The organism is Pseudomonas paeninsulae (assembly GCF_035621475.1).
In the GTDB taxonomy this organism is placed as follows: Bacteria; Pseudomonadota; Gammaproteobacteria; order Pseudomonadales; family Pseudomonadaceae; genus Aquipseudomonas; species Aquipseudomonas paeninsulae.
In genome coordinates, this window is the sequence record NZ_CP141799.1 from 1,321,710 (window position 1) to 1,348,171 (window position 26,462).

21 protein-coding genes are annotated in these 26,462 nt (G+C 61.0%); 12 read left to right on the plus strand and 9 right to left on the minus strand.

Annotation, left to right across the window (positions count from 1 at the left end; translation table 11 throughout):
* Nucleotides 1-4 precede the first annotated feature (4 nt).
* From VCJ09_RS06030 to VCJ09_RS06050, 5 genes are all read left to right on the plus strand, one after another.
* Nucleotides 5-865, plus strand: a complete 861-nt coding sequence (locus tag VCJ09_RS06030) for a DUF72 domain-containing protein (RefSeq protein WP_324733548.1) — start codon at nucleotides 5-7, stop codon at nucleotides 863-865.
* 107 nt (nucleotides 866-972) lie between these two features.
* Nucleotides 973-1,554, plus strand: a complete 582-nt coding sequence (locus tag VCJ09_RS06035) for a TetR/AcrR family transcriptional regulator (protein ID WP_324733549.1) — start codon at nucleotides 973-975, stop codon at nucleotides 1,552-1,554.
* A gap of 121 nt (nucleotides 1,555-1,675) precedes the next feature.
* Complete coding sequence (locus VCJ09_RS06040; protein WP_324733550.1) at nucleotides 1,676-2,833, plus strand: iron-containing alcohol dehydrogenase; 1,158 nt, start codon at nucleotides 1,676-1,678, stop codon at nucleotides 2,831-2,833.
* Nucleotides 2,834-2,859: 26 nt separating this feature from the next.
* Nucleotides 2,860-3,897: an NADP-dependent oxidoreductase gene (locus VCJ09_RS06045; RefSeq protein ID WP_324733551.1), complete on the plus strand. Its 1,038-nt coding sequence runs from the start codon at nucleotides 2,860-2,862 to the stop codon at nucleotides 3,895-3,897.
* Nucleotides 3,898-3,919: 22 nt separating this feature from the next.
* Nucleotides 3,920-4,603: a type 1 glutamine amidotransferase domain-containing protein gene (locus tag VCJ09_RS06050; protein ID WP_324733552.1), complete on the plus strand. Its 684-nt coding sequence runs from the start codon at nucleotides 3,920-3,922 to the stop codon at nucleotides 4,601-4,603.
* 38 nt (nucleotides 4,604-4,641) lie between these two features.
* Here the strand turns inward: VCJ09_RS06050 and VCJ09_RS06055 are convergent, their stop codons facing one another.
* From VCJ09_RS06055 to VCJ09_RS06075, 5 genes are all read right to left on the minus strand, one after another.
* Nucleotides 4,642-5,751, minus strand: a complete 1,110-nt coding sequence (locus VCJ09_RS06055) for a hybrid-cluster NAD(P)-dependent oxidoreductase (protein ID WP_324733553.1) — start codon at nucleotides 5,749-5,751, stop codon at nucleotides 4,642-4,644.
* A gap of 123 nt (nucleotides 5,752-5,874) precedes the next feature.
* Nucleotides 5,875-7,377, minus strand: coding sequence for an aldehyde dehydrogenase (locus VCJ09_RS06060; RefSeq protein WP_324733554.1), 1,503 nt, complete (start codon nucleotides 7,375-7,377; stop codon nucleotides 5,875-5,877).
* 27 nt (nucleotides 7,378-7,404) lie between these two features.
* Entirely contained in the window at nucleotides 7,405-8,733 is a 1,329-nt protein-coding gene (locus tag VCJ09_RS06065; protein ID WP_324733555.1) for an NAD(P)/FAD-dependent oxidoreductase, read from the minus strand.
* Between the two features lie 244 nt (nucleotides 8,734-8,977).
* Entirely contained in the window at nucleotides 8,978-9,868 is an 891-nt protein-coding gene (gene dapA / locus VCJ09_RS06070) for a 4-hydroxy-tetrahydrodipicolinate synthase (RefSeq protein WP_324733556.1), read from the minus strand.
* 258 nt (nucleotides 9,869-10,126) lie between these two features.
* Entirely contained in the window at nucleotides 10,127-11,077 is a 951-nt protein-coding gene (locus tag VCJ09_RS06075) for a LysR family transcriptional regulator (RefSeq protein ID WP_079201038.1), read from the minus strand.
* A gap of 402 nt (nucleotides 11,078-11,479) precedes the next feature.
* Here VCJ09_RS06075 and VCJ09_RS06080 point away from each other — a divergent pair, with 402 nt between their 5' ends.
* The 4 genes from VCJ09_RS06080 to VCJ09_RS06095 all read left to right on the plus strand — a co-directional run bounded on the left by VCJ09_RS06080 (nucleotide 11,480) and on the right by VCJ09_RS06095 (nucleotide 17,050).
* Entirely contained in the window at nucleotides 11,480-12,691 is a 1,212-nt protein-coding gene (locus VCJ09_RS06080) for an aromatic ring-hydroxylating oxygenase subunit alpha (protein WP_324733557.1), read from the plus strand.
* Nucleotides 12,692-12,784: 93 nt separating this feature from the next.
* Entirely contained in the window at nucleotides 12,785-13,714 is a 930-nt protein-coding gene (locus VCJ09_RS06085) for a DMT family transporter (RefSeq protein ID WP_324733558.1), read from the plus strand.
* Nucleotides 13,715-14,137: 423 nt separating this feature from the next.
* Nucleotides 14,138-15,409: an IS4 family transposase gene (locus tag VCJ09_RS06090; protein WP_324734608.1), complete on the plus strand. Its 1,272-nt coding sequence runs from the start codon at nucleotides 14,138-14,140 to the stop codon at nucleotides 15,407-15,409.
* A gap of 88 nt (nucleotides 15,410-15,497) precedes the next feature.
* Nucleotides 15,498-17,050, plus strand: a protein-coding gene (locus VCJ09_RS06095; RefSeq protein WP_324730598.1) for an IS3 family transposase whose coding sequence is annotated in 2 segments (ribosomal slippage) — nucleotides 15,498-15,960 and nucleotides 15,960-17,050 — 1,554 coding nt in all. Because the reading frame shifts where the segments join, the coding sequence is not laid out codon by codon here.
* Nucleotides 17,051-17,367: 317 nt separating this feature from the next.
* Here VCJ09_RS06095 and VCJ09_RS06100 read toward each other — a convergent pair.
* The 4 genes from VCJ09_RS06100 to VCJ09_RS06115 all read right to left on the minus strand — a co-directional run bounded on the left by VCJ09_RS06100 (nucleotide 17,368) and on the right by VCJ09_RS06115 (nucleotide 23,097).
* Complete coding sequence (locus VCJ09_RS06100) at nucleotides 17,368-18,402, minus strand: hypothetical protein (protein ID WP_324733559.1); 1,035 nt, start codon at nucleotides 18,400-18,402, stop codon at nucleotides 17,368-17,370.
* 290 nt (nucleotides 18,403-18,692) lie between these two features.
* On the minus strand, nucleotides 18,693-19,964 hold the full coding sequence (locus tag VCJ09_RS06105; RefSeq protein ID WP_324734608.1) for an IS4 family transposase: 1,272 nt from the start codon (nucleotides 19,962-19,964) through the stop codon (nucleotides 18,693-18,695).
* Between the two features lie 188 nt (nucleotides 19,965-20,152).
* The gene (locus VCJ09_RS06110; RefSeq protein WP_324733560.1) at nucleotides 20,153-20,563 is read right to left on the minus strand and encodes a hypothetical protein; all 411 of its coding nucleotides are present in this window, start codon (nucleotides 20,561-20,563) and stop codon (nucleotides 20,153-20,155) included.
* A 497-nt stretch (nucleotides 20,564-21,060) separates the two neighbouring features.
* Nucleotides 21,061-23,097, minus strand: coding sequence for an NADH:flavin oxidoreductase (locus VCJ09_RS06115; protein WP_324733561.1), 2,037 nt, complete (start codon nucleotides 23,095-23,097; stop codon nucleotides 21,061-21,063).
* A gap of 273 nt (nucleotides 23,098-23,370) precedes the next feature.
* Here VCJ09_RS06115 and VCJ09_RS06120 point away from each other — a divergent pair, with 273 nt between their 5' ends.
* The 3 genes from VCJ09_RS06120 (at nucleotide 23,371) to proV (ending at nucleotide 26,445) form a co-directional block, all read left to right on the plus strand.
* The gene (locus VCJ09_RS06120) at nucleotides 23,371-24,045 is read left to right on the plus strand and encodes a TetR/AcrR family transcriptional regulator (protein ID WP_324733562.1); all 675 of its coding nucleotides are present in this window, start codon (nucleotides 23,371-23,373) and stop codon (nucleotides 24,043-24,045) included.
* Between the two features lie 12 nt (nucleotides 24,046-24,057).
* A complete protein-coding gene (locus tag VCJ09_RS06125; RefSeq protein WP_324733563.1) occupies nucleotides 24,058-24,876 on the plus strand; it encodes a pyrroline-5-carboxylate reductase family protein in 819 nt (272 codons plus the stop codon).
* Between the two features lie 396 nt (nucleotides 24,877-25,272).
* Entirely contained in the window at nucleotides 25,273-26,445 is a 1,173-nt protein-coding gene (gene proV, locus VCJ09_RS06130; protein ID WP_324733564.1) for a glycine betaine/L-proline ABC transporter ATP-binding protein ProV, read from the plus strand.
* Nucleotides 26,446-26,462: the final 17 nt, after the last annotated feature.

The following is a 26,462-nucleotide window of genomic DNA, read 5'->3' on the forward strand; positions in this document are numbered from 1 at the left end:
GCTGATGCGCCCCTACTTTCTTGGCTGCCCATCCTGGAGCGAGCCGGCTTGGCGTGGTTCGCTGTATCCGGATAGCGCCCGTCCGGCGGACTTTTTGCCGCGCTACGCCGAAGTCTTCAATGCGGTCGAGGGCAACACCACTTTCTATGCGCGACCCTCGGCCGCTACGGTTGCCCGCTGGGCTGCACTGATGCCCGCGCACTTTCATTTTTGCGCCAAGCTGCCGCGCGATATCAGCCATGCCGGCGATCTGCGTGAGCAACTCGCCGCCAGTGATGACTTTCGCCGGCTGCTGGCGCCCTTGGGCGCGCGGGTGGCGCCAATCTGGTTGCAGTTGCCCGCCAGCTTCGGCCCGTCGCGTCTGGCTGAATTGAGCGCCTTTATCGAACACTGGTCCGGCAGCGGACTAGCCGTCGAGGTGCGTAATCCAGCCTTCTTCGCCAAGGGTGAAGAGGAACGGGCGCTCAATCGCCTGCTGCTGGAGCGGGGCATCGAGCGGATCTGCCTGGATGCGCGGGCGTTGTTCAGTTGTGTCTCGCAGGAGCCGGCGCTGCTGCATGCCCAGGCGAAGAAGCCGCGCCTGCCGATCCGGCCGACGGCGTTCAGTCAGGCGCCGCAGCTGCGCTTTATCGGCCACCCCGAACTCGCTGCCAACGACCGCTTCATGGCGCCCTGGCTGGACAAGGTTGCCGGCTGGATCGAGGAGGGGCGCACGCCTCACGTATTCCTGCACACCTTCGATAACCGTCTGGCGCCGCAGTTGGCGCAACGCTTTCACAGCCAGTTGCGGCAGCGGCTACCCGATTTGCCGGCATTGCCCGAGCCCGTAGTCGAGCCCGTGCTGGAGCAACTGGGCCTGCTCTGATTGGCAGCCCTGCGTGAAAGGCGGCAAACCCGCATGGATCCTGAATCGCGGCCTTGCCGAGTCAGGCAGCTAGACGACTGGTCTATTTAAGGTGTAGGGTTGCCACCATGAAAAGCGCTTACGACGATACCCGCCAACACCTGCTCGACACCGGTCACCGCATCATGGCCGCCAAGGGCTTCAGCGGTGTGGGCCTGAATGAGATCTTGCAGACCGCCGGCGTGCCTAAGGGCTCGTTCTATCACTACTTCAAATCCAAGGAGCTGTTCGGTCAGGCCTTGCTCGAGGACTATTTCAAGAAGTACCTGGAGCAAGTGGAGCAGCGCTTCTCGCCCAGCGGGCAGTCGGCCCGCGAGCGGTTGATGGGTTACTGGCAGCAGTGGTTGGACAGCTATTCAGGCCCTTGCAGTCAACAGCAGTGCCTGGTGGTCAAGCTGAGCGCCGAGGTCGCCGACCTCTCCGAAAGTATGCGCATCACCTTGCGCGATGGTACGGACCGGATCATCGCCAGCCTCGCCGGCTGCATCGAGGCCGGCAAACAGGATGGCTCGCTGATAGATAGCGAGCCCCGGCAGACCGCCACCCTGCTGTACCAGTTGTGGCTGGGCGCCAGTCTGCTGGCCAAGCTGCATCGCAACAGCCTGCCAATGGAGCAGGCGATGAACATGACGCACAAGCTGCTCGATTAACCATTCGCCGCACCCGTACCCGCCAGCATGGCGGGTATTTTTGGTGTCGCCTCTAGTCGACTGGTCTAATTATTAAACGTAAGTATCGAACGAATTCGGCCCATCAAGGATCACACTGCTTATGCTCAATTTCGACTTCTACAACCCCACCCACATCAGCTTCGGCGAAGGCCGCATCGCCGAGCTGGATCGCCTGATCCCGGCCAATGCGCGGGTGCTGGTGCTGTTTGGCGGCAACAGCGCCCAGCGCACCGGGACCCTGGCCGAAGTGCAGTCTGCGCTGGCGGATCGCGAGGTACTGCTGTTTGGCGGTATCGAGCCCAACCCCAGTTACGAAACCCTGATGGAAGCGGTGGCGCTGGTGCGCCGCGAGGCTGTGGACTTCCTGCTGGCGGTGGGCGGCGGATCGGTGATCGATGGCACCAAGTTTGTCGCGGCCGCTGCCAACTATGCCGGCGAGCCGTGGGAAATCCTTCAGAGTCACGGCGGCAAGGTCACTCAGGCGTTGCCTTTCGGCGCGGTGCTAACCCTGCCGGCGACCGGCTCGGAGATGAACAACGGCGGCGTGGTCACCCGTAAGTCGCTGCAGGCAAAACTGCCATTCCGGAACAAGTTGCTGTTTCCGGTTTTCTCGATTCTCGACCCGAGCAAGACCTTTTCCCTGCCGGAGCGTCAGGTGGCCAACGGTGTGGTCGATGCGTTTGTGCATGTGGTCGAGCAGTACCTGACTTACCCGGCCGATGCCCCGGTGCAGGATCGCTTCGCCGAAGGCCTGCTGCTGACGCTGATCGAACTCGGCCCCAAGGCGTTGAGTCAGCCGCAGGATTACCAGGTACGCGCTAACCTGATGTGGGTGGCGACCCTGGCGCTCAATGGTCTGATCGGTGCGGGCGTGCCGCAAGACTGGGCCACGCACATGATCGGTCATGAAATCACCGCGTTGTATGGTCTCGATCATGCGCAGACCCTGGCCGTGGTGCTGCCGGTCATGTTGCAGCAACGCCGCGCAGCCAAGCACGCCAAACTGCTGCAATACGCCGAACGGGTTTGGGGCTTGAGTAGCGGCAGCGAAGCGCAGCGCATCGACGCGGCCATCGTGCGCACCCGTGATTTTTTCGAGGCCCTCGGGGTGAAAACCCGCCTGGGCGATTACCAACTGGGACAGGAAGTGATCGAACCATTGATCGCTCAACTCGAGGCACATGGCATGACCCGCCTGGGCGAGCACCGCGATGTCACCCCGGCCATCAGCCGCCAGGTGCTGCAAGCCTGCCTTTAATTCACTGCATTCGAAGGAGTAGAACAATGACCCAGACCCAAGCAATCAATCGCCAAGTCGTGCTGGCCTCGCGCCCGTATGGCGCCCCCACGGCAGACAACTTCCGGATGGAGCAAGCGGATATGCCCACGCCGGCTGACGGCGAAGTGCTGCTACGCACCGTCTACCTGTCGCTGGACCCCTATATGCGCGGTCGCATGAGCGACGCACCCTCCTATGCGGCGCCGGTCGAGGAGGGCGGGGTGATGGTGGGCGCGACCGTGAGCCGGGTTGTGGCGTCCAAGCACCCGGACTATCAGGTCGGTGACTGGGTCCAGGCCTACGCTGGCTGGCAGGACTACGCGCTCTCCGACGGTACTGGCCTGACTCATCTCGGCGCCACGCCGGAAAATCCGGCCTATGCCTTGGGCATTCTCGGTATGCCGGGCTTCACCGCCTACATGGGCCTGCTGGACATCGGTCAGCCCAAGGCGGGCGAGACCCTGGTGGTCGCGGCGGCCACCGGGCCGGTCGGCGCCACAGTCGGGCAGATCGGCAAGCTCAAGGGCTGTCACGTGGTCGGCGTGGCCGGCGGCCCGGAGAAGTGTCAGCATGCGGTTGAGGTACAGGGCTTCGATGCCTGCATCGACCACCGTGCGCCGGACTTTGCCGAGCAACTGGCCAAGGCCTGCCCGCAGGGCATCGATATCTATTATGAGAACGTCGGTGGCAAGGTCTTCGATGCGGTGCTGCCGCTGCTCAATACCTCGGCGCGCATTCCGGTGTGCGGCCTGATCGCCCACTACAACGCCACGGCACTGCCGGATGGGCCAGACCGCATGGCGTTGCTGATGCGCACGGTGCTGACCAAGCGCCTGAAGATTCAGGGCTTCATCATCTTCGACGATTACGCGCACCGTTATGGCGAGTTCGCCCAAGACATGAGTGCTTGGCTCGCTGCTGGCCAGATCAACTACCGTGAGGACCTGGTGGACGGTCTGGAGCATGCGCCACAGGCCTTTATCGGTCTGCTCGAAGGCAAGAACTTCGGCAAGCTGGTGATCCGCGTTGGCGCCGATAACTAACCCGTAGACAGGAGAGCACAGCATGAAGATTCTGATGGTTTTGACGTCCCACGATCAGCTGGGCAACACCGGCAAGAAGACTGGCTTCTGGCTGGAGGAGTTCGCCGCGCCCTATTACGTGTTCAAGGATGCCGGCGCCGAGCTGACCCTGGCCTCGCCCAAGGGCGGTCAACCGCCGCTGGACCCGGTGAGCGATGAAGCCGACGCGCAAACGGCCGCCACCGAGCGCTTTCGCGCCGATCCAGAAGCCGAGGACGCGTTGGCCAATACCCTGAAATTGGCGGACATTCGCGCCGATGACTATGACGCGGTGTTTTACCCAGGCGGCCACGGTCCACTCTGGGACCTGGCCGAAGATGCGCACTCCATTGCCCTGGTCGAAGCCTTCTATGGCGCCGGCAAGCCGGTCAGCGCGGTGTGTCATGCGCCGGCTATCTTCCGCCATACCAAGGGCGCCGACGGCCAGCCACTGGTCAACGGCAAGCGCGTCACCGGCTTCAGCAATAGCGAGGAAGCCGCGGTGCAGCTGACCGATGTGGTGCCGTTCCTGGTCGAGGACATGCTGCAAGCCAACGGCGGCCAGTACGCCAAGGCGGACGACTGGTTTACCTACGTGGTCACCGATGGCCTGCTGATCACCGGGCAGAACCCGGCCTCGTCCGAATACACGGCCAAGGCGCTGCTCGCGCTGCTCGAGCAGCTTTAATCCCCTAGCGGCTGCGCGTCAGCAACTCGCGCGGGCCGCTAGTACGCCACTTCGACACGGCCTTTGACCCGGGTGCAACAGCTCAGCACATAGCCCTCGGCGATCTCCTCCTCGGAGATGCCACCGTTGTGTTCCATGGCCGTCTCGCCGGTTAATACGCGCACCTTGCAGGTGCCGCAGATGCCCATGCCGCAGGCTTTGGGAATGGTCAGGCCGGCGCTGGCGGCGGCCTCGTAGAGGGTCGTGCCAAGCTCGGCCTGCACCGATTTGCCGGAGTCGCTGAAGGTCACCCAATGGTTGACCTGGGGCTCTTCGGCCTGGGCCAAGGCCACGGCGGCCTGTTCCTCGGCACTGGCGATGTCCTCCTCTGGCGTCGCACCGAAGGACTCCTCGTGATAGCGCGACAGGTCGTAGCCGGCCTCGGCGAGGAGACGGCGCACGGCTTTCATGTAGGGCGCCGGCCCGCAGCAGAACACCTCGCGCTCGAGAAAATCCGGGGCGATCAGCTGCAGCATCTCGCGACTGAGAAAGCCGCGGTAGCCACCCCAGATCTGCCCGGTTTCGTTGCGCTCGCAGATCAGGTGCAGCTTGAAGTTGTCGATGCGCGTGGACATGTAGTCCAGCTCGGCGCGGTAGATGATATCGGCCGGGGTGCGCGCGCTATGGGCGAAGACCATGTCGACTTCGCTGTTGGTGTTGAACAGCCAGCGTGCCATGGACATCACCGGGGTGATGCCGACGCCGCCGGAGAGCAGCAGCACCTTGTCGGCCGGGTAGTCGATGCAGTTGAACTGACCAACCGGGCCGTGCACGGCGATCGGCTCGCCTTCCTTGAGGTGCTCGTGCAGCCAGTTGGAGACCCTTCCGCCAGGCACACGCTTGACCGTGATGGAGAAGCTGTAGGGAATCGAGGGCGCGCTGGAGATGGTGTAGGAGCGCATCACCTGCTCGCCGTCGATCTCCAGTTCCAGGGTGACGAACTGCCCCGGTTTGAAGAAGAACAGCACCGGCTCCTGCATGCTGAAACAGTAGGTGATGACGTCCGCCGTTTCCTTGATGACCTTGAGGCAGCGCACCAGGTGGCGGCCGTTGGCCCAGGTCTGGGTGCTGACCGGGTTGAGGTATTCACTGCTGGTGAGACTGTTCATGAGCGTTTCTCGGCAATAGGGACGAACCCCCTCACCGTCGAACTACGGGGAGGGGGCTCGGTTGGTCATGAAGGCTCCGGCCGGTTCAGCGGCCGGGCTGCGCTTGCCCTGTTTAACGACCTGCTAGGACAACTGAATCCAGGTGGTCTTCAGCTCGCAGTACTGGTCGTGGGCGTAGATCGACTTGTCGCGGCCACCGAAGCCGGACTGCTTGTAGCCACCGAACGGGGTGCTGATGTCGCCCTCGGAGAAGCAGTTGACCGACACGGTACCGGCGCGGATCGCCGCGGCCATGCGGTGCGCAGTGTTGATGTTGGCGGTCCACAGCGAGGCGGCCAGGCCATAGCAGGTGTCGTTGGCGATGGCGATGGCTTCTTCCTCGGTGTCGAATGCGATCACCGCCAGCACCGGGCCGAAAATCTCATCCTGCGCGACCGACGAGCGATTGCTGGTGGCGTCGAAGATGGTCGGTGCGACGAAATAGCCGCCGCTCTCGGCATGCAGGCGTACGCCACCGCTGAGCAGCTTGCAGCCTTCGGCCTTGGCCTGCTCGATATGGCCGAGAACCTTGTCCATGTGCGCCTGCTCGATCAGGGCGCCGAGGCGCACGTCCGGGTCCAGCGGATCACCGGTGGCCCAGTCCTCGAGTTGGCTGAGCATTTCCTCGAGCAGCGCGTCCTTGATCGAGCGGTGCACGATCAGCCGTGAGCCGGCCGAGCAGTTCTCGCCCATGTTCCAGAACGCGGCGCTGAGCACGTTGCCGGCCACCGCCTGCAGGTCGCCGGCATCGGCCATGACCACCTGCGGGTTCTTGCCGCCACACTCAAGCACCACACGCTTGAGGTTGCTCTTGGCCGAGTATTCGAGAAACAGCCGGCCGACCTCGGTGGAGCCGGTGAAGGCGGTCATGTCGATGTCCGGGTGTAGGCCGATGGCCTTGCCGGCGGTGTGGCCGAGGCCCGGCACCACGTTGAGTACGCCAGTCGGGATGCCGGCTTCGAAGGCCAGTTCGGCCAGGCGCAGGGTGGCCAGCGAGGTCAGCTCGGCCGGCTTGAGGATCACGCTGTTGCCGGTGATCAGCGCCGGGCCGAGCTTCCAGCCGGCCATCATGCAGGGGAAGTTCCACGGCAGCACCGCGCCGACCACACCGACCGGCTCGCGCTTGATCATGCCGATGTTGCCGGGGGCGGAGGGCGACAGGGCGTCATACAGCTTGTCGCCGGCCTCGGCATGCCAGCGGATGGTTGCCGCGGTGTCGGGGATGTCGATGGCGTAGCACTCGCCGACCGGCTTGCCGGCTTCCAGGGATTCCAAGACCGACAATTCCAGGCGATTGGCATCGATCAGGTCGGCGAAGCGGATCATCACAGCCTTGCGCTCGGCCGGCGCCAACCGCGACCAGACGCCGGCATCGAAAGCTGCACGGGCTGCTTGCACGGCGAGGTCGACATCCTCGGCGTCGCAGGCGGCGACTTCGCACAGTACCTGGCCGGTGGCCGGATTCAGGGTGCTGAAGGTGGCACCCGAGCGGGCGGCGACGAAGCGGCCGTTGATAAAGGCCTGGTTGCGGTATTCCAGGCGCTCGACCTGCTGATCGATGGCGCTGCGGGTGAGGGCGTCAGTCATTGTATTTCTCCTGAAGGTTGAGAGGTCTCAGAGTTCTACGCCGGCGGTCCACTCTTTCCAGGCGATGGACGAGCGCACGCCCAGGCCCAGCAGTGGTTCGGGCGGATTGCGTGAGGGTTTTGGCTGTTCCAGCATGATGCTCAGCAGGTCGCTGTCCACGCCCAGGGCGTAGTCGGCGATCAACTTGCCGGAGATGGTGCTGCGGGTCAGGCCCAGGCCGTTACAGCACACCGCGCTGAACACCTCGGGGGCGATCTCGCCGAACTCCGAGCCGTTGTTGCGCGAGATGCACAGGGCGCCGCCCCAGGTGTACTCGAAGTCGACCTCCGGCAGCATCGGGAAGCGTCGCTCGAACGACTTGCGATGGGCCTTGAACACCCGTTGCAAGGTGCTGGCCGAGGCATGCACCTCGGGGTTGTAGGTGAAGGAGTTGCGCACGCAGATGCGCCCATTGGCCAGTCGACGCACGGTGGAGCCCAGCGGGTCGGCCGGAATCAGCCCCCAGCTTTCCTCGCCACCCAGGCGCGCGAGCTCCTCGGGGGTCAGTTGACGGGTCATGCTGGCGTAGGTGTAGACCGGCAGCAGGCGACCCTTGAGGCCGAGTGGGCCGAAGTTCGAGGCATAGGCGTTGTTGGCCAACACCATGCGTGGCGCCTTGATGCAGCCTTGGGCGGTGGTCAGCACATGCGGTTTGCCGATTTCGATATTCAGCACCGGGCTGTCTTCGAACAATCGCACATTGGCCGGCAGGCTCTGGCCCAGACCGCGCGACAGCGCCGCCGGCTGCACCAGTACCGCGCCGGGGGCATGCAGACCGGCCTGGTAGAAGTCGCTACCGGTGACCGCCTTCATCTGCTGGGCATCGAGCAGGCGATAGGGCTCGCCCAGCACGCTGAGGCCCTTGGCGAACTCCTCCAGCGCATGTCTGCCGCGTTCGTTGGCCGCACCGTGCAGCTTGCCCTGCTCGCGCCAGTCGCAGTCGATGGCGTGGCGCTGGACGATCTCGCGGGTGTAGTCGATGGCACCGCGGCTGAGGCGGATGATCTTGTGATCGGCCTCCTGGCTGCTGGTGTAGCTGTGCGAGGTGAGGTCATGGGGCAGGTCGACCATGAAACCGGAATTGCGCCCGGCCGCGCCGAAACCGACGCGCTTGGCATCGATCAGGGCAATGCTTGCTTCGGGTTGCAGCTCGGCCAGGCGCCGAGCGGCGGCCAGGCCGGCATAACCGGCGCCGAGCACCACCCAGTCGGCCTGCACCGTGCCGCGCAGCGGTGTGCTGGGCGGTGCGGGCGGCAGGGTTTCGTACCAGCCGCAGTGCCCATCGTCCTGGGGCAGGAAATTACAGTGCAGCTGCATAGTGAGTGCCTCCAAGACGCCTGGCGGGTTAGCAGGTCGTTGAAAAATGTAGCGAGCGACGGCTAGGCGGGGACGCCTAGTTAAGGCGGAATCAGACGAGGACGCGGAGCGTACGAGTTGTACGTGAGCAGTACTCGCTTCGCTCGCCCCTTCGGGGCCGCACTGAAGTGCGTTAGCAGCAAGCTGCCTGCAGAGCCTGATTTCAACGCTGCATAGCCGAGCGCAGTAGTTTTGCAACGACCTGTTAGCCGCGGTGGGCGATCAACTGCTCATAGGTCTGCTTGAAGGCGGCTTTTTCGGCGTCATTCAGCGGCAGTAATGGGCGGCGAGTCTGGCCGACGGGCAGGCCAGCGAATTCGCAGCCCTGCTTGATGTACTGGCAGAACTTGCCGCCTTGCTCCAGCAGGTTGAGCATCGGCAGCAGGCGCTGGGCCAGTTCGCGACCTTTGATCATGTCCTGCTCGACCACGCAGGCCTGGTACATGGCCACGTGCTCCGGGGCGAGGAAGTTGGAGGCGCCGCCGACCCAGCTGCGTGCGCCCCAGGCGAAGAACTCGAGAATCTGATCGTCCATGCCGCAGCTGACCTGCAGCTGGCCGGCGTAGTCCTGGGTCAGGGTGTGCATGCGCTCGACCGAACCGGTGCTCTCCTTGATCGCCTGGAAATTCGGCCGGCCCTTGAGGCCATCGATGAACTCGAAGCTCATCGGCGTGCCGGTGCGTGCCGGGAAGTTGTAGAGCATGGTCGGCATGTTCAGGGCGTCGTCTACGCAGAGAGCGTGGGCCAGCAGTTCTTCCTGGGTCGGCTGGCAGTAGTAAGGGGCGGCCAGGAGGATGGCGTCGAAACCGGCGGCCTTGGCGTAGTGCCCCAGGTCGAGGCTTTCTTCGGTGCTGGTGGCGTTGATCCCGGCCATCAGGGTGATGCGGCCTTTGGCCTGTTCGCTGACGACGTCGAACAACTGCTTACGTTCGGCATTGCTCAGGGCGTAATACTCGCCGGTGGTACCGCCGATGATCAGGCCGTGCACGCCGTGACCGATCAGACTGTCGATCACCGCGCTCAAGGCTGAGAAATCTATCGCGCCGTCTTGGTTGAAGGGCGTTACTACCGGGGTCCAAACACCATCGAAGTTCATGCGGTCACCTGATTGGAAGAGGTTGAATGTGTTGTGATTTCGAGAAAAAGGTTACGGCCGTTTTAGCCGCTGCAATAAGCAACATTTAAGGGCGGTAATTCATAATCAAAGGTTATGGGTCGGCGACAAATAACAGGCATAAAAAAACCTGCGCGGGGCAGGTTTTTAAATGAAGGATGGTCGTGTGCATAACGACCTCTAAAAGAGGGGGGTTAATATCAATAACCTGATGTTGGGGCTATCAATAACCACAGGTAATTAAAACTGCTGCATTAGCCAGTCGCGCAGTCGGCAGCAGGCCTCGTCATCTTCCTTGTCCTCACTGAAGGTCAGGTAGTGCAGGCTTTCCTTGTGCACCACTTCCTGCTCGACCGGCCGCACCAGCAGGCCCTGCGCGACCAGATGGCCGACCAGGTGGTTCCAGCCCAGCGCCACGCCCTGATGGTTGAGCACCATCTGCACCAGCATGTTGTAGTCGTTGGCGTTGAAGAAGTGTGGGCTGTCGTGGGCGCGGGTCTCAATATCGATATCGTGAAAGGCCAGCCACACGCCCCAGTCGACATGCTCGGCCACCTGCGAACGGCCATAGGGGCTGAGGTTGAGCAGCACACTGTCGCGCAGGCCTTCGAGGCTGCGCAACTCCGGGTGCTGCTCGAGATAACGCGGGGTGCACACCGGGTAGATGACGTCGTGGAACAACGGCAGGCTGCGGTAGCCCGAACGAATCTTGGCCATCTTGGTGATGAAGATGTCCGGCCGCACGCCAGGCTCCATGGCCAGGAAGTTCTGGGTGGTAATCAGGTTGAGGTCGATATCCGGGTTGCTGCTGAAGAAACTCGGCAGCCGGTGCGCCAGCCACAGCGCGGAAAACGCCGGTGAGCAGCACAGGGTCAGCACCCGTTTGCCGGCGTTGTTGCTGCGGATGCGCTCGGCCGCCTGGGCGATGTTGACGAACGACAGGTGCGCGGCATCGTAGAAAATCGCGCCGGCGGCGGTCAGCTCCACGGCCCGGCCGGCACGGGTGAACAGCTCGGCGCCGAGGAAGGTTTCCAGCTCGCGGATCTGCCGACTGATCGCCGCCTGGGTCACGCACAGGGCCTCGGCGGCGCGAGTGAAATTCTGGTACTTGGCGGCCGCTACGAAGGATTTAACCGCGCGCAGGGAGGGCATCTTGATCAGCGTCTGATCGGGTTCGGTATGTTTAACCATAACAACAGGTATTCAATATCCTGAATAAAAAGTCGGTTCTGCCAACTGGGCGCGCACTCTAAACTTTCGACAGTGGTTATAGAGGCGATCAAGCCGGTGCTGGTTCTGGAGATTATCCGAAAGCATCGCCAGGCAATAGCCTGGATTGCCGCAGCCAAATTTATTAACGCACAGGACGCCGACATTAGAAGTCGGAAAAGTGCCGAGTGGCCTGTGTGGCTAGTTCAATTAGTCAATTTCGGCGTCTGAGTCCCTGATGCTGCGTTGCCGCTCCTCGCCATAGCCCGCTATGACTCGTCGCAGCGCCTTGCCTCAGGACCTCAGCCATCCGAACTTGAGCTAACCAACTAGCCGTACAGACCACTAGTCGATCGCCTGGATTAACCTTGGAGTGCCTACACAGTGAATAACGAAGCGAAGGTTGCAGAACTCATCCAGCTGCGTAAGCCGCGTCATGCGCTGCCGACGGCTTTGTACAGCGATCTCGAGGTCTACCGTCAGGACCTCGAACAGATCTGGCACAAGGAGTGGATCTTCGCCGGGCATACCTTCGAACTGGAGAAGCCGGGCCAGTACCTGACCCTGCAGATCGGCGACTACCCGGTAGCCGTGGTGCGCGGCGGCGATGGACAGGTCCGTGCCCTGCACAATGCCTGCCGGCATCGCGGCTCCAAGGTCTGCACCGAAGCCAGCGGCAAGGTTGCCAAGCTGGTCTGCCCCTATCACAAGTGGACCTTCGACCTGGATGGCAAGCTGCTGTTCGCCGGCAACATGGGACCGGATTTCAACACCGCCGACTACGGCCTCAAGCTGGCCCACTGCGAGGTGGTCAACAGCTACATCTACGTCTGCGTGGCCGAGCAGGCGCCGGACTTCGCGAAGTTTCGTGCCGCCGTGTCGCCCTTTATCGCCCCGCACAACCTCGATGACTGCAAGGTGGCCTTCGAGTCCAATCTGGTGGAGAAGGGCAACTGGAAGCTGGTGTTCGAGAATAACCGTGAGTGCTTCCACTGTGACGGCTCCCACCCTGAACTGATGAATTCCTTCGTCGAGAACCTCGCGGTGGCCGGCGTAGCTGGCGCCGAGGACTTGGAGCTGCTCGAGCATTGGGAGCGCTGCGAAGCGGGCGGGCTGCCCAGCCGCCTGGTAATGGACGAAGACGGTCAGTTCCGCATGACCCGCATTCCGCTGTCGTCCGGCGCCGTCAGCTACACCATGAGCGGCAAGCCGGCGGTGGCGCGGCGCTTGGATACTAGCGGGGTGGAGAACATCGGCGCGCTGCTGTACTTCAACTATCCCTCGACCTGGAATCACTTCCTCGGCGACCACGCCCTGAGCTTTCGCGTGCTGCCCCTGGGACCGAACGAGACCCTGGTGACCACCAGATGGCTGGTGCCCAAGGATGCCCAGGAAGGCCTCGATTACGACCTGGAAACCCTGACCCGAGTCTGGCTGGCCACCAACGACCAGGACCGTCGTCTGGTGGAAGGCACCCAGGCCGGGGTCAACTCGCCGGCCTATCAGCCGGGGCCTTATTCCTCGATCGCCGAGAACGGCGTGTGCCAGTTCGATGATTGGTACTGCGCGACCATGGTGCGCAAGCTGGCCGACTGACGCTGCTTAGTAAGTACCCGGCGGCCTCGCATAACCCTCAAGGTTATGCGGTGCTTATTCTTGCCCGATTCTCGATCAGCAGGTTTTCACATCATGCACAGTGCGTCTCCCCTGGTACTCAACGACGGCTACGCCCGGGGCTTCTTCCTGGTGCTGCTGGCGGCCTTCTGTTATGGCCTGCAGCCGCTGTTCGCCCAATACGCCTATGCCAGCGGCGCGGACCCGGTGGGCCTGCTGCTGGTGCGTTTCGTGATCGCGGCGGCGATCCTGCTGCTGTACCTGCGCCTGCGCGGGGTACGCCTGCCGCGCGGGCGCCTGGCCAGACAGAACCTGCTGGTGGGCGTCGGCTACGGCCTGGCTGCGCTGGGCTACTACACCGCCAGCCGCAGCACCTCGGTGAGCCTGGCGGTGATCCTGATGTTCTCCTTCCCGGCCTTCGTCACCGCCCTGTCGATCGCCTACCTCGGCGAGCGCACCAGTGTGCTCAAGCTGATCAGCCTGGTGCTGGCGCTGGGCGGCGTGCTGCTGGCCACCGGCCTGAGTATGCACGGCGAGGTGAGCGGGGTGCTCTGGGCGCTGTTCTCCGCCCTGAGCTACGGCGCGGCAATCATCTACGGTACCCATAGCATTCGCCATGAGCAGCCGCTGGCCTCGGCGGCCATGGTACTGCTGGGCTGCGCCCTGACCTTCTGCATCGCCGCACTCTACTCGGGCGCGACCCTGCCCTCCGGTGCGCCGGCCTGGTGGTCGACCCTGGGCCTGGCCCTGTTCGCCACGATCCTGCCGGTCGCCGCCTTCCTCGCCGGCTCGCCGCTTATTGGCTCCTCCTCGGCCTCTACCCTGTCGACCCTGGAGCCGGTGGTGGCGGTGACCATCGCCGTGCTGCTGATCGGCGAACAGATCAGCGCCGGCATGCTCGGTGGCGGCCTGTTGGTGGTGCTGGCGGCGATCATCCTGTCGCGGCAGGGCGGTACCTTGCCGGAGCCGAGCCTGGTGCCGCTCGAGCCGCCGGAAGACCTCTAGACGCCAGGGTGGTGGGGGCTGCCTGGAGTGGTAGCGCAAGGTAGACGCAAGCACTGTCGCAACAGGCGAGTCCTGCAACGGAGCAAGGCCAATAACACGTTTGATCCTGGTGATCGATTGAACGCTTGGTCCGTTGCGCGAACGACAGAGTGGCCACGTTAAAGGGGTCGGAGTGATTTATTTTTAATCACTCCGACCCCTTTAACTTTGAACGGCAACATGTGAAGGATGGATGAATGATACAAAGTCGATATTCATGCGTAGCCGTATAACATTTGGTTAAGGGGCGGGCTTTAGCCCAATGTCATCAACTTAAGCAGTTTCTCTATAAATATCATATAATTAGCGCTCAAATTAGCGCATAGGAAAACTCCTTATGGCCTCTCATTCCACACCGTTTGACACCGCCCAGCAAACCCTGGCCTGAAAATTGTACAAAAAATAACCAGCTCGCTTGATTGTCCCGCTTTCATCGATACCCACCGCCAGCACCCTCAAGACTTTACCCGCCGACGTCAGCTGACCTTCAAGAACCTCGTCCTGTTCTTGCTCAATCAGCCGCGCACCGCCTTGCAGACCGAACTCGATCAGTTCTATCGCGTGCTAAATCAGGCCTCGGCCGAGACCCAGGTGGTTACCGCGCAAGCCTTCAGCAAGGCTCGCAGCAAGCTCAAGCCCGAGGTCTTCGAGAGCCTTAACCAAGTCCTTCAGCACCAGATCGACAGCCTCGGGCTGCGCCAGACGTGGTGCGGGCTACGCGTACTCGCCGTGGATGGCTCCACCGTACATTTACCACTGGAGCCGGCCATGACGCGCTTCTTTGGCAGCCACAGCGAGTTTCCCGTTGCCCGCCTGTCCATGCTCTACGACGTCACCGACGGTCAAACGCTGCACAGCCTGATCGTGCCATTCGAAGTCGGCGAGCGTGATTGCACCCACTTGCATCTCGCGCATCTGCCCCCTGACAGCCTGACGCTGTTTGATCGCGGCTATCCTGGGCACTGGTTGTTCGCGCTGTTCGAGCAGCAACGGCGGCATTTCCTGATGCGCCTGCCTTGTGGCTACAACGCGCAGGTCAAACAGTTTCTCCAGTCGGGTCAGGTCGAAGACACGCTGTTCTTCGCGGCCAGTCATCCAGAAGCGCGCTTGTTTTGTACCGAGGCCGGCGTCGATCCCGCAGGCCAGGTCGAATTACGCTTGGTTCGGGTCGAGCTGGCGAGCGGTGAAAGCGAAGTGTTGCTGACCTCTCTGCTGGACCGGCAGGCATTCCCGGCCGAGGTGTTTGCGGATCTCTACCACCGCCGATGGGGCATCGAGACGGACTACCGCCGCGTCAAGCAGACCCTGAGTCTGGACAACTTCAGCGGTCGCAGCGTGGTAGCGGTGAAGCAGGACTTTCATGCCGGGCAACTACTGAAGAATCTGGGGCTGCTGATGAACTACCTGCTGCAACCGGTCATCGAACAGCGCCACAAAGGCCGCAAGTTGCGCTGGAAGGTCAACTTCACCCAAGGGGTGTCGCGCCTCAAGAACACCTTGGTCGAGCTGCTGGTGCGCCCCTGTGCTCAGGGGCTGGCCAACGTGCTGGCGCTGATGACCAACAGTCTCAGCGCCGTGCGTCCAGGGCGCAGCTTCCCGCGTAAGTGTAAGCGCCCGGCCAGCCGCGGCTGCGAGGGGGCCAAACCGACGCGCTGAGAACCCGCACTACCCCCCGGTGTCAGGCTAGTTGTCGCCTGAGCTGATTTATCAAAACGATAGATCGGGGGCGTCAAAGAGAGCTGTAATGTCGAGCTATTCACCTGAGCGTAAAGCTGCCCTTATCCGTAAATTACTGCCGCCGCAAAACATGTCCGTGGCCGAGTTGTCGCGTCAAGAAGGTATCTCCCAAGCCACCCTGTATGCTTGGCGCACGAAGCTCAAAGCGGGAGGCGCGGTAGTGCCCGGAGACAAGAAAAACGCCGATGACTGGCCGGCTGAAGCCAAGTTCGCAGCGGTATTGCACGCGGCCACCCTGAGCGAGATCGAGCTCAGCGAATACTGTCGTAGCAAGGGCTTGTACCCTGAACAACTCAACGCGTGGCGCCAAGCCTGCATCAGTGGCCAGCTGTCTGCCCAGGCACAGCGTCAGGCTGATCGAGAGCAGGCGCGCGCCGACAAGAAACGCATCGCCGAGTTGGAGCGTGAACTGCGACGCAAGGACAAGGCGTTGGCGGAAACCGCCGCCATCCTGGTGCTGCGAAAAAAGATGAATGCCTTCTGGGGAAACGACAGCGAGGACGTTTGACCTCTCTGCCAGAACGGCAACAACTCGTTGAACGCTTTAACCATGCCGTTGCTTCTGGTGCACGCAAGGCAATTGCCTGTGCAGAGATCGGGCTGTCGCTGCGCAGCCTGCAACGCTGGGCGCTGACACCTGTCATACAGGCCGATGTGCGTACGACCACACTACGTCCGCGACCGAGCAATGCCCTGAGTGCTGAGGAGCGCCGCACCATCCTGGATGCCTGCAACAGCCCGCCATTCGCCAGCTTGCCGCCGAGTCAGATCGTGCCAAGGCTGGCCGATCAAGGTCGCTACCTAGCCTCAGAAGCCACCTTTTACCGCGTGCTGAAAGCCGCTGATCAGCTGCACCAACGTGGCCGCAGCCATGCGCCGCACAAGCACGCCGCGCCGACCACGCACAGTGCGAGGAAGAGCAATCAGGTCTGGTCATGGGACATTACCTACCTGCAATCGCCGGTGCGCGGGCAGTATTACTACCTGTACTTGATCGAGGATATCTACAGCCGCAAGGCCGTGGGCTGGGAGGTTTACGAGCAAGAAAGCGGCGAGCGTGCGGCCGAACTGATGCAGCGTACCGTGCTCGGCGAGCGCTGCGCGGGCCAACCCTTGGTGCTGCACTCGGACAACGGCGCGCCGATGAAATCGGTGACGCTGCTGAGTAAGTTGTACGACCTGGGCATCACCCCATCGCGCGGACGACCGCGGGTGAGCAACGACAATCCCTACTCAGAGTCGCTGTTTAGAACCCTGAAATACTGCCCGCAATGGCCGCAGGATGGCTTTGCCGATTTGGACGCAGCACGCAGCTGGGTGCGCGATTTTATCCGCTGGTACAACCATGAGCACCGCCACAGCCGCATCCGCTTCGTGACCCCGGCACAGCGCCATCGTGGAGAGGATCAAGAAGTGCTAGCCAAGCGTCATGCGCTGTACCAGCAAGCCCGTCATAAACACCCGCATCGCTGGTCAGGTGCAACGCGAAATTGGCAACCTATCGGCGCCGTCACACTCAACCCGGAAAGGGAGCAGCCGGCACTGAAAATAGCAGCTTAAAAACACGGCTGACGCGACAACTACCTTGCAAAACGCCGCTACCGCCAAAACCGCCGTGCAAAAAAGCTGGCCAGAAGCGGTCGGTACGCGCTCGCCCGGAAAACGAGAAACCCGCTCGATAAAGCGAACCGGCGTCCATTAAGCTGCCGCCAAGATTAAATATGCGCTGAATCGGGGAGCAAAACCGGTGGCGGTGCTGCTGCAACCGAGCGCTCAAGCCCTGGATTTGCTTGCTCCAGACAGGGCTGGGAGCTTAAGTTGATGACATTGGGCTTTAGCCCGTCCCAGTGAGCGAAGCGAACGGTTTGAACCAGTTGTTATACGTCACTAACGGTTACTTCGATAACTTTGGTTTTGACGTTGAGATATTCATACGCGGCTCTGGTTTTATGTATGAAGGCGGCATCCCGAGAGAATAGAAAATCTGAAAACGAAGATATAGCAGCATGCCCTGCATCACTCATTGCGGCAGTGAATCTTCTGTCATGTTTCATTTTGGAATCTGGATAGTAGCCGATAACATTTAACACGTTGTATATAGATGTTACTTTTTCATGCAGATACATTTCTCTGTTGTAAATTGGGTTTTTTGACAAACCTAGAAATTGCTCTATTGAGAAATTATTCTCTCTGTAGCCATCAAGCGTTTTATAGATGCTCCATATTTTCTCTATAACGTTCGGTGGTTCAATGTTGTTCAGTTGTACCGGCCCAACCTTCATATGATTGCGGTATGTCTGAACGCCAGAATAGTTTAATTCATCCTCTATGTGTTTACGCAGCTCTACTGTTGATTGGGTAAGAGCCTCGTTGAAGCTTTTTTGCATTTCTTTTGTATAGGCAGAGATTTCAGCATCTATTCCGGGAACTAAGTCTTTGACTTCGTCAACTCGGTCAGAAATATAGTTCATGAGGCCGCCAAATGAATCTATCTGTTCTCTGTTGATTTCATCAAAGTCGCTTCCTGCTCGACCGCCATAGAATTTAAGCAATGATTGCGCTGTGGCTTTTTCCATTGCCTCATAAATCGGTTCAATATTTTTGCAGTAATCTTCAAACGCATCGAACGGATTTAATTCTTTTAATATGGCCCGATCAGTTACTTTAAAGCTCTCCGTGACGAAGATTCGAAGGTGCATCGCCTCCAAGTTTTCAAGAGCTTCAAGAAATTGTGAGCCATTATCTCCTGTACGTTTAATTTCCTTGAGCGTCTCATCTGAATAAATAATCTGATATTTTTCTCTCAGTTCAGATGCGAATGGTAAATCTCTTGTTTTCACAAATAAATCAAGAATGTTGTGGTCTAAATATGCTGTTGGCTTTCCATCATAATTGTTATTCGGAGTCTTCACTCAATACCCCTATGATGTATAACGTTTGGTTAAGGGGCGGGCTTTAGCCCAATGTCATCAACTTAAGCTCCCAGCCCTGTCTGGAGCAAGCAAATCCAGGGCTTGAGCGCTCGGTTGCAGCAGCACCGCCACCGGTTTTGCTCCCCGATTCAGCGCATATTTAATCTTGGCGGCAGCTTAATGGACGCCGGTTCGCTTTATCGAGCGGGTTTCTCGTTTTCCGGGCGAGCGCGTACCGACCGCTTCTGGCCAGCTTTTTTGCACGGCGGTTTTGGCGGTAGTGCGGGTTCTCAGCGCGTCGGTTTGGCCCCCTCGCAGCCGCGGCTGGCCGGGCGCTTACACTTACGCGGGAAGCTGCGCCCTGGACGCACGGCGCTGAGACTGTTGGTCATCAGCGCCAGCACGTTGGCCAGCCCCTGAGCACAGGGGCGCACCAGCAGCTCGACCAAGGTGTTCTTGAGGCGCGACACCCCTTGGGTGAAGTTGACCTTCCAGCGCAACTTGCGGCCTTTGTGGCGCTGTTCGATGACCGGTTGCAGCAGGTAGTTCATCAGCAGCCCCAGATTCTTCAGTAGTTGCCCGGCATGAAAGTCCTGCTTCACCGCTACCACGCTGCGACCGCTGAAGTTGTCCAGACTCAGGGTCTGCTTGACGCGGCGGTAGTCCGTCTCGATGCCCCATCGGCGGTGGTAGAGATCCGCAAACACCTCGGCCGGGAATGCCTGCCGGTCCAGCAGAGAGGTCAGCAACACTTCGCTTTCACCGCTCGCCAGCTCGACCCGAACCAAGCGTAATTCGACCTGGCCTGCGGGATCGACGCCGGCCTCGGTACAAAACAAGCGCGCTTCTGGATGACTGGCCGCGAAGAACAGCGTGTCTTCGACCTGACCCGACTGGAGAAACTGTTTGACCTGCGCGTTGTAGCCACAAGGCAGGCGCATCAGGAAATGCCGCCGTTGCTGCTCGAACAGCGCGAACAACCAGTGCCCAGGATAGCCGCGATCAAACAGCGTCAGGCTGTCAGGGGGCAGATGCGCGAGATGCAAGTGGGTGCAATCACGCTCGCCGACTTCGAATGGCACGATCAGGCTGTGCAGCGTTTGACCGTCGGTGACGTCGTAGAGCATGGACAGGCGGGCAACGGGAAACTCGCTGTGGCTGCCAAAGAAGCGCGTCATGGCCGGCTCCAGTGGTAAATGTACGGTGGAGCCATCCACGGCGAGTACGCGTAGCCCGCACCACGTCTGGCGCAGCCCGAGGCTGTCGATCTGGTGCTGAAGGACTTGGTTAAGGCTCTCGAAGACCTCGGGCTTGAGCTTGCTGCGAGCCTTGCTGAAGGCTTGCGCGGTAACCACCTGGGTCTCGGCCGAGGCCTGATTTAGCACGCGATAGAACTGATCGAGTTCGGTCTGCAAGGCGGTGCGCGGCTGATTGAGCAAGAACAGGACGAGGTTCTTGAAGGTCAGCTGACGTCGGCGGGTAAAGTCTTGAGGGTGCTGGCGGTGGGTATCGATGAAAGCGGGACAATCAAGCGAGCTGGTTATTTTTTGTACAATTTTCAGGCCAGGGTTTGCTGGGCGGTGTCAAACGGTGTGGAATGAGAGGCCATAAGGAGTTTTCCTATGCGCTAATTTGAGCGCTAATTATATGATATTTATAGAGAAACTGCTTAAGTTGATGACATTGGGCTTTAGCCCGTCCCAGTGAGCGAAGCGAGCGGTTTGAACCACTTGTTAGGTTTATACGCAATTCACTGATGAGAAAAGTGCGTTAATAAAGAGTCGAAGGCGACAAATGCTTTCCAAGAAATCCAAGCAAAATTTATTGAAATTATTATTTTTGCAAGATTAGCCCATAAATTTCTCATGGTGTTTTTGGCGCAACGCCAAACAGAAATTGAACATAACAAGAAATACATAATGTAGATAACTACAACTGTAGTTGCGGTCGTTAATAAAGCTGTTTCTTTTTGTAGATTTAAAATATGACTTGCTTGTAATAGCAAATGGCTTGTTGAGAGAGATTTTATTAGTACTACGAAAATGGCCGTGAAAGAAAGGCTACCTAGAACATACAAAATCCAGAATGCCTTCCATAGCGGTTGACTCCCACGAATGAAGCTCATTTTCTGTAGAGATGGTGATGTTGCTGATACTTCCATGTTGTAGAACCTAACTATAATTAGGCGACATACCATGTCGCGTTTGTTCGCGACAGCATGTCGTATAACGTTCCTTGTCGCCCTGTAAGTCCTTGTCTTGCCTTGATGTTGTCGCGGGGGCGCGACAGCGATCAGGGAGAAACGCGACAGGGATGACGGCAAGCCCAAACGGCTGAATCGGCGCTGACGCAAACTCACGCGCCACAGTATTCGACGCTAGTCGAATGTGTCTACACGAGGCAGCCGGTTCCGCCAAGGCATAGCGGACTAAAGCTGAAACGCGCTGTATGTCTCGCTGAACCCGCTTTCTCTCGCTGTACGTCTTCCAAGGCACAACGCAATTCATGCTCACGTTTCGCTCGCGAGCGCAGATCGGCTTTGCGCTACGGGAGGGAGTTGGCGAGCGAGGCGACTTGGGGTGACGGTCAGCCAGCGCGGGAGAAGGGCACATGACGATCCGGCCGTCATGTGGCTTATTAGCGATTCAGGCCAGGTGCTCAGAGGTCTTTGACCAGACGCAGGGCGTCGTAGATCGCCGCGTGGGTGTTGCGCGCCGCTACTGCATCGCCGATGCGGAACAGCTGGAATTCGCCATCCGGGTTGTCGTCCCTGGACTGCGGCTGACCGACGATCAGCTCGCCGTGGTCCACCGCGCCGAGGTTGCGCGAGAAAGGCTTGAGTTCTAGATACAGCTCGTCCATTGGCCGGGTGCCGTGGTTGACCACTACCTGATCCACCCGGCGCTGCTTGCGCACGCCGCCATAGTCGCTGTCGATGCTCGCCACCAGCTCGGCGCCGTCACGCGCCACCGCGGCCAGGCGATAGGTGACGGTGAAGGTGGTGTCGAGTTTTTGCAGCGAGCGCATGTAGGGCACCAGGTTCATGGCCATGACTTCCGGCGCGAATGAGCGGTCCGGGGTCATGATTTCCAGCTTGGCGCCAGTCTGGGCGATGAACTCGGCGGCCTGTAGCGCCGTGTGATCACCGGCGTCGTCGAACAGCAGCACGTTCGCGCCGGGTTTGACGTCGCCGGAGATGATGTCCCAGGCCGATACCACCAGCTCGTTGCCGGCGCTGAGGATCTCGGTATGCGGGAAGCCGCCAGTGGCGACTATGACCACATCGGCCCGCTCGGCGCGGATGGTCTCGGCATCGGCCCAAGTGTTGAAGTGGAAGGTCACGCCGAGTGCCGTGCATTGCGCCATGCGCCAGTCGATGATGCCGAGCATCTCGCGCCGGCGCGGGCTGCGCGCGGTCAGGCGCACCTGCCCGCCGGCGTCATTGGCCGCCTCGAACAGCACTACCTCATGACCGCGCTCGCCAGCCACTCGGGCCGCTTCCAGGCCCGCCGGGCCGGCGCCGATGATCAGCACTTTGCGCCGCTTGGCAGCCTTGGGGATTTCATGCGGCATGCTTGTTTCGCGGCCGGTGGCGGCGTTGTGGATGCAGTAGGCCGCACCGCCCTGATAGATGCGGTCGAGGCAGTAGTTGGCGCCGACGCAGGGGCGGATGTCCTGCTCGCGGCCCTCGATCAGTTTGCGTACCAGGTGCGGGTCGGTCATGTGCGCGCGGGTCATGCCGATCATGTCGACCTTGCCCGAGGCGATGGCATGGCGGGCGGTGGCGACATCGGAAATTTTCGCGGCGTGGAAGGTGGGGAAATCGGTGGCGGCGCGAATCTGTCCGGCAAAGTCGAGGTGCGGCGAGCTGGCCATACCCTGGATCGGGATCACGTCGGTCAGGCCGGCGTCGGTGTCGATGTGGCCGCGAATCACGTTGAGAAAGTCGACCATGCCGCTGGCCTTGAGCCGACGCGAGATGTCCACACCTTCATCCGCGTTGAAACCGCCGCTGAGCACTTCGTCTGCGGTATAGCGCACGCCGACGATGAACTGGTTGCCGACGCGCTGGCGAATGGCGCTGAGCACGTCGAAGGTGAAGCGCAGGCGGTTGTCCAGCGAGCCGCCATAGGGGGCGTCCAGTTCGTTGGTCAGCGGCGACCAGAACTGGTCCATCAAGTGGCCGTAGGCCTGCAGCTCGATGCCGTCCAGACCGGCCGCCTGCATGCGCTCCGCCGCATCGGCGTAGTCCTTGATGATGCGCTCGATGTCCCAGTCTTCCAGCTGCTTGGGGAAGGCGCGGTGCGCCGCCTCGCGGTTGTGCGACGGCGACACCACGGGCAACCAGTCGCCCTTGTCCCAGCGCGTGCGCCGCCCCAGGTGGGTCAGCTGGATCATCACCGCCGCGCCGTGCTCATGGCACTCATCGGTGAGGTCCTTCAGCCAGCCGACCACCTCATCCTTGTAGGCGAGGATGTTGTTGAACACCGGCGGGCTGTCGCGCGACACCGCGGCCGAGCCGGCGGTCATGGTCAGGGCCACGCCGGCCTTGGCGCGCTCGACGTGGTAGGCGCGGTACAGCGCCTTGGGCATGCCGTCCTCGGGGTAGGCTGGCTCATGCGAGGTGGTGATGATGCGGTTGCGCAGGGTCAGGTGCTTGAGCTGGTAGGGCTGCAGCAACGGGTCATTGGACATGCTCAGGGCTCCACGTGGACGGGGACGTGAGTGTGTATTTACCGAAAATGTACACTGGTGTCTAGTGGGTGGGCCTTGCTGTACATTGATCGTCCGCTGCGCCTGTCGTGATCGGTGGGTTTGTGTCGCCAGCAGGTATCCCCTCACGCGCACAGGCACTGCTAGGTGGCCGGGGCGAACGTGGATTAGGGGAAATGTACAGGCCTGTCATTTTTATCGACGCCTGCGGACATTCAGATTGTGTGAGGGCCGCTTGCTGGCTACCATCGGCCCATGAATGAACCGAAGAAGTCGAGTGATAGCGGCTGGCGTGGATCGGCCGAGATCTGGCTGCAGGCGGCTTACGACAGCCTGATCGAGTCGGGCGTCGAGTCCGTACGGATCCTGCCGCTGGCGAAAAAACTGAGCCTGTCGAGAACCAGTTTTTATTGGTTTTTCACCGATCGCGAAGAGCTGCTGGCGGCGCTGATCGAGCGCTGGCGCGCCAAGAACAGCGGCAATCTGATCCACCAGAGCGAGGCCTACGCGGAAAGCATCGCCGAGGCCATTCTCAACGTGTTCGACTGCTGGCTGAATCCGGCGCTGTTCGACTCGCAGTTCGAGTTCGCGTTGCGCAGTTGGGCGCTGCAAGAGCCCAGAGTGGCGGCGCAAGTCGAGCTCGCCGACACGGCGCGCCTGGCTGCGTTGAGCGCTATGTTCAGCCGTTTCGGCTACCAGGGCATGGCGGCCGACGTGCGGGCCCGGTCGATATACCTGACCCAGATCGGCTACATCAGCATGAACAGTCGCGAGGATCTGCCGACGCGCATGCAGCGCATCCCCGAGTACGTGACGATCTTTACCGGCCAGGCGCCGGAACCGCGTGAACTCCAGCGTTTCTATGCCCGCCACGGCTACCCGGTGCCAGAGCCGACGCTGGTCGCGCTGGCGGCGAATCATTCAGCCTAGGAGGGCGTCTGTATGTCGAGTGAACTGACGGTCGGCATCATCGGCGGTGGCGGTTGGCTGGGGCGTGCCATCGGCGCCGCCATGCTCGAACGCGGCGTGCTGCAGCCCGCCTCCTTGATCCTCTCCAGTCGTTCCGGGCGCGTGGATGGGTTCGACGCCTGGCCCGCGGTGCAGCTGACTCAGGATAATCGCCAGTTGGCGCAACGGGCCGAGGTCATCGTGCTGTCGGTGCGCCCCGAGCAGTTCGCCGATGTGTCTATCGAGGCCGCCGGCAAGCTGGTGATCTCGTTTATGGCCGGCGTTTCGGTCGAGACCCTGATCGCGCGTACCGGTAGCCAGCGAATCATTCGCGCCATGCCCAACGCGGCGGCGCAGATTCGCCAGTCCTATACCCCGTGGTTCGCCACGGAGCCGGTGTCGGCCGCCGACAGGGCTTTCACCCAAGCCATGTTCGAGGCCTGTGGCAGCACCGATGAGGTGACGAGCGAAGCGGATCTCGACTACCTGACCGGGCTGGTTGGCTCCGGAGCGGCCTATCCGGCGCTACTGGCCGAGGCGATGCTCGCTCATGCCCTGGCCAAGGGGCTGCCGCGCCAGGTTGCCGAGCGCGCGGTGCGTGGCGTGGTGGTTGGGGCGAGCCAGTTGCTCGGTCGCGATGGCATGCCGCCGGCCGAGATGGTGCGGGCCATGCTCGACTATCGAGGCACCACGGCGGCCGGTTTGCAGGCAATGATCGATGCGGGATTCAAGACGGCTATCGCTGCCGGTTTGGATGCGGCAGAGGCCGCTGCGCAGCGTATGAAGGCCAGTTACTCGCAGCCCAAGGGTTAATTTCGTCGGCTAGCCGCTTGCTCAGCCTGTCAGCTGAGCGCTGAGCAGGCCGCTCGCTTGCCGTCTCCTGTCCGCCTGCTATGCCCCACGGTATGCCTTGTTTGCCACGGGTAGGCCCCGATATCGCCAGCGACTCTGCGCTCAATCAATAACATCAGGTTATGGTTTTGGCCGAACAAATGTCGTTGGACGCTCAGCCATCTAAACTCTAATTTTGACTCACCCGGCGGCACTCTTTGCAGGCAGTCGCCAACGGGCATATTCGCGGTAATTCAGGCCATTAATGGCCGGCTTAACTTAATTTCAAGCTAAGCGCTGGCGGATTGGTTCACCCGGATAAAGCGCCGAGCGGCGTCATCAAGTTAACGGTTTATATATCTATAAGAAGAGGGCGCAATGACCCAACCCGACGAGATACTTTCGGTCAAGAATATATTCAAGGTATTCGGCGCGCAGCCGGAAGTGGCCATGGATATGTTGCGCAACGGCGCCGACAAGAACGAGATATTTCAGAAGACCGGGCAGGTGGTTGGTGTGTTCGACGCCAGCTTCTCGGTCAAGCGCGGCGAGATCTTCGTCATCATGGGCCTGTCCGGTTCGGGCAAGTCGACCATGGTGCGCCTGTTCAACCGGCTGATCGAACCGACCTCCGGCAGCATCCACCTCAACGGCCGGGAGATCACCGGGCTGTCGGACAAGGAACTGACCAACGTGCGGCGCAAGGAAATGGGCATGGTGTTCCAGTCCTTCGCCCTGATGCCGCACATGAGCGTGCTCGACAACGCGGCCTTCGGCCTGGAAATTTCCGGGGTCAGCGAGCAGGAACGCCGCGCCCGTGCGCTGGAGGCCTTGAGCCAGGTTGGCCTGGCCGGGCACGAAAACAGCTACCCGCACCAGTTGTCTGGCGGCATGCAACAGCGCGTCGGTCTGGCCCGTGCGTTGGCCAACGACCCAACCATTCTGCTGATGGACGAGGCCTTCTCCGCCCTCGACCCGCTGATCCGCAGCGAGATGCAGGGCGAGCTGATCCGCCTGCAGGCCGAGCAGCAGCGCACCATCATCTTCATCTCCCACGACATCGAAGAGGCCGTCCGCATCGGTCATCGGATCGCCATCATGGAAGGCGGTCGGGTGGTGCAGATCGGCACACCCCAGGAGTTGTTGTGCAACCCGGCCAATGAGTATGTCGAGGCCTTCTTCAAGGGCTTCGACAGCTCTCGGCTGCTCAAGGCCGGCGATGTCGCCCAGCTCGACCCGGAAACCGTGTGCCGGGTCAACGGTCATGCGCCGAGCTTCAAGGCCGGGGTGCCTTATGGCTACCTGGTCAACGAGCACAATCACCTGCTTGCGGTGGTCGACGCCGGCGACTTGCAGGGGGGCGCCGAGCCGCCGCAGCTCGAGCAGCTCAAGCTGGATCAGCACCCGCCCATCTACATCGATACGCCGCTGCACGATGTGCTGGATATCGTCGCCACGCTGCCCTACCCGGTGCCGGTGCTGGACCATGACGGCGCCTTCAAGGGCACCATTTCCAAGAGTTTGCTGCTGCAGACCATGAGCCGCCACTAAGCGCCGCATTGTTGAGC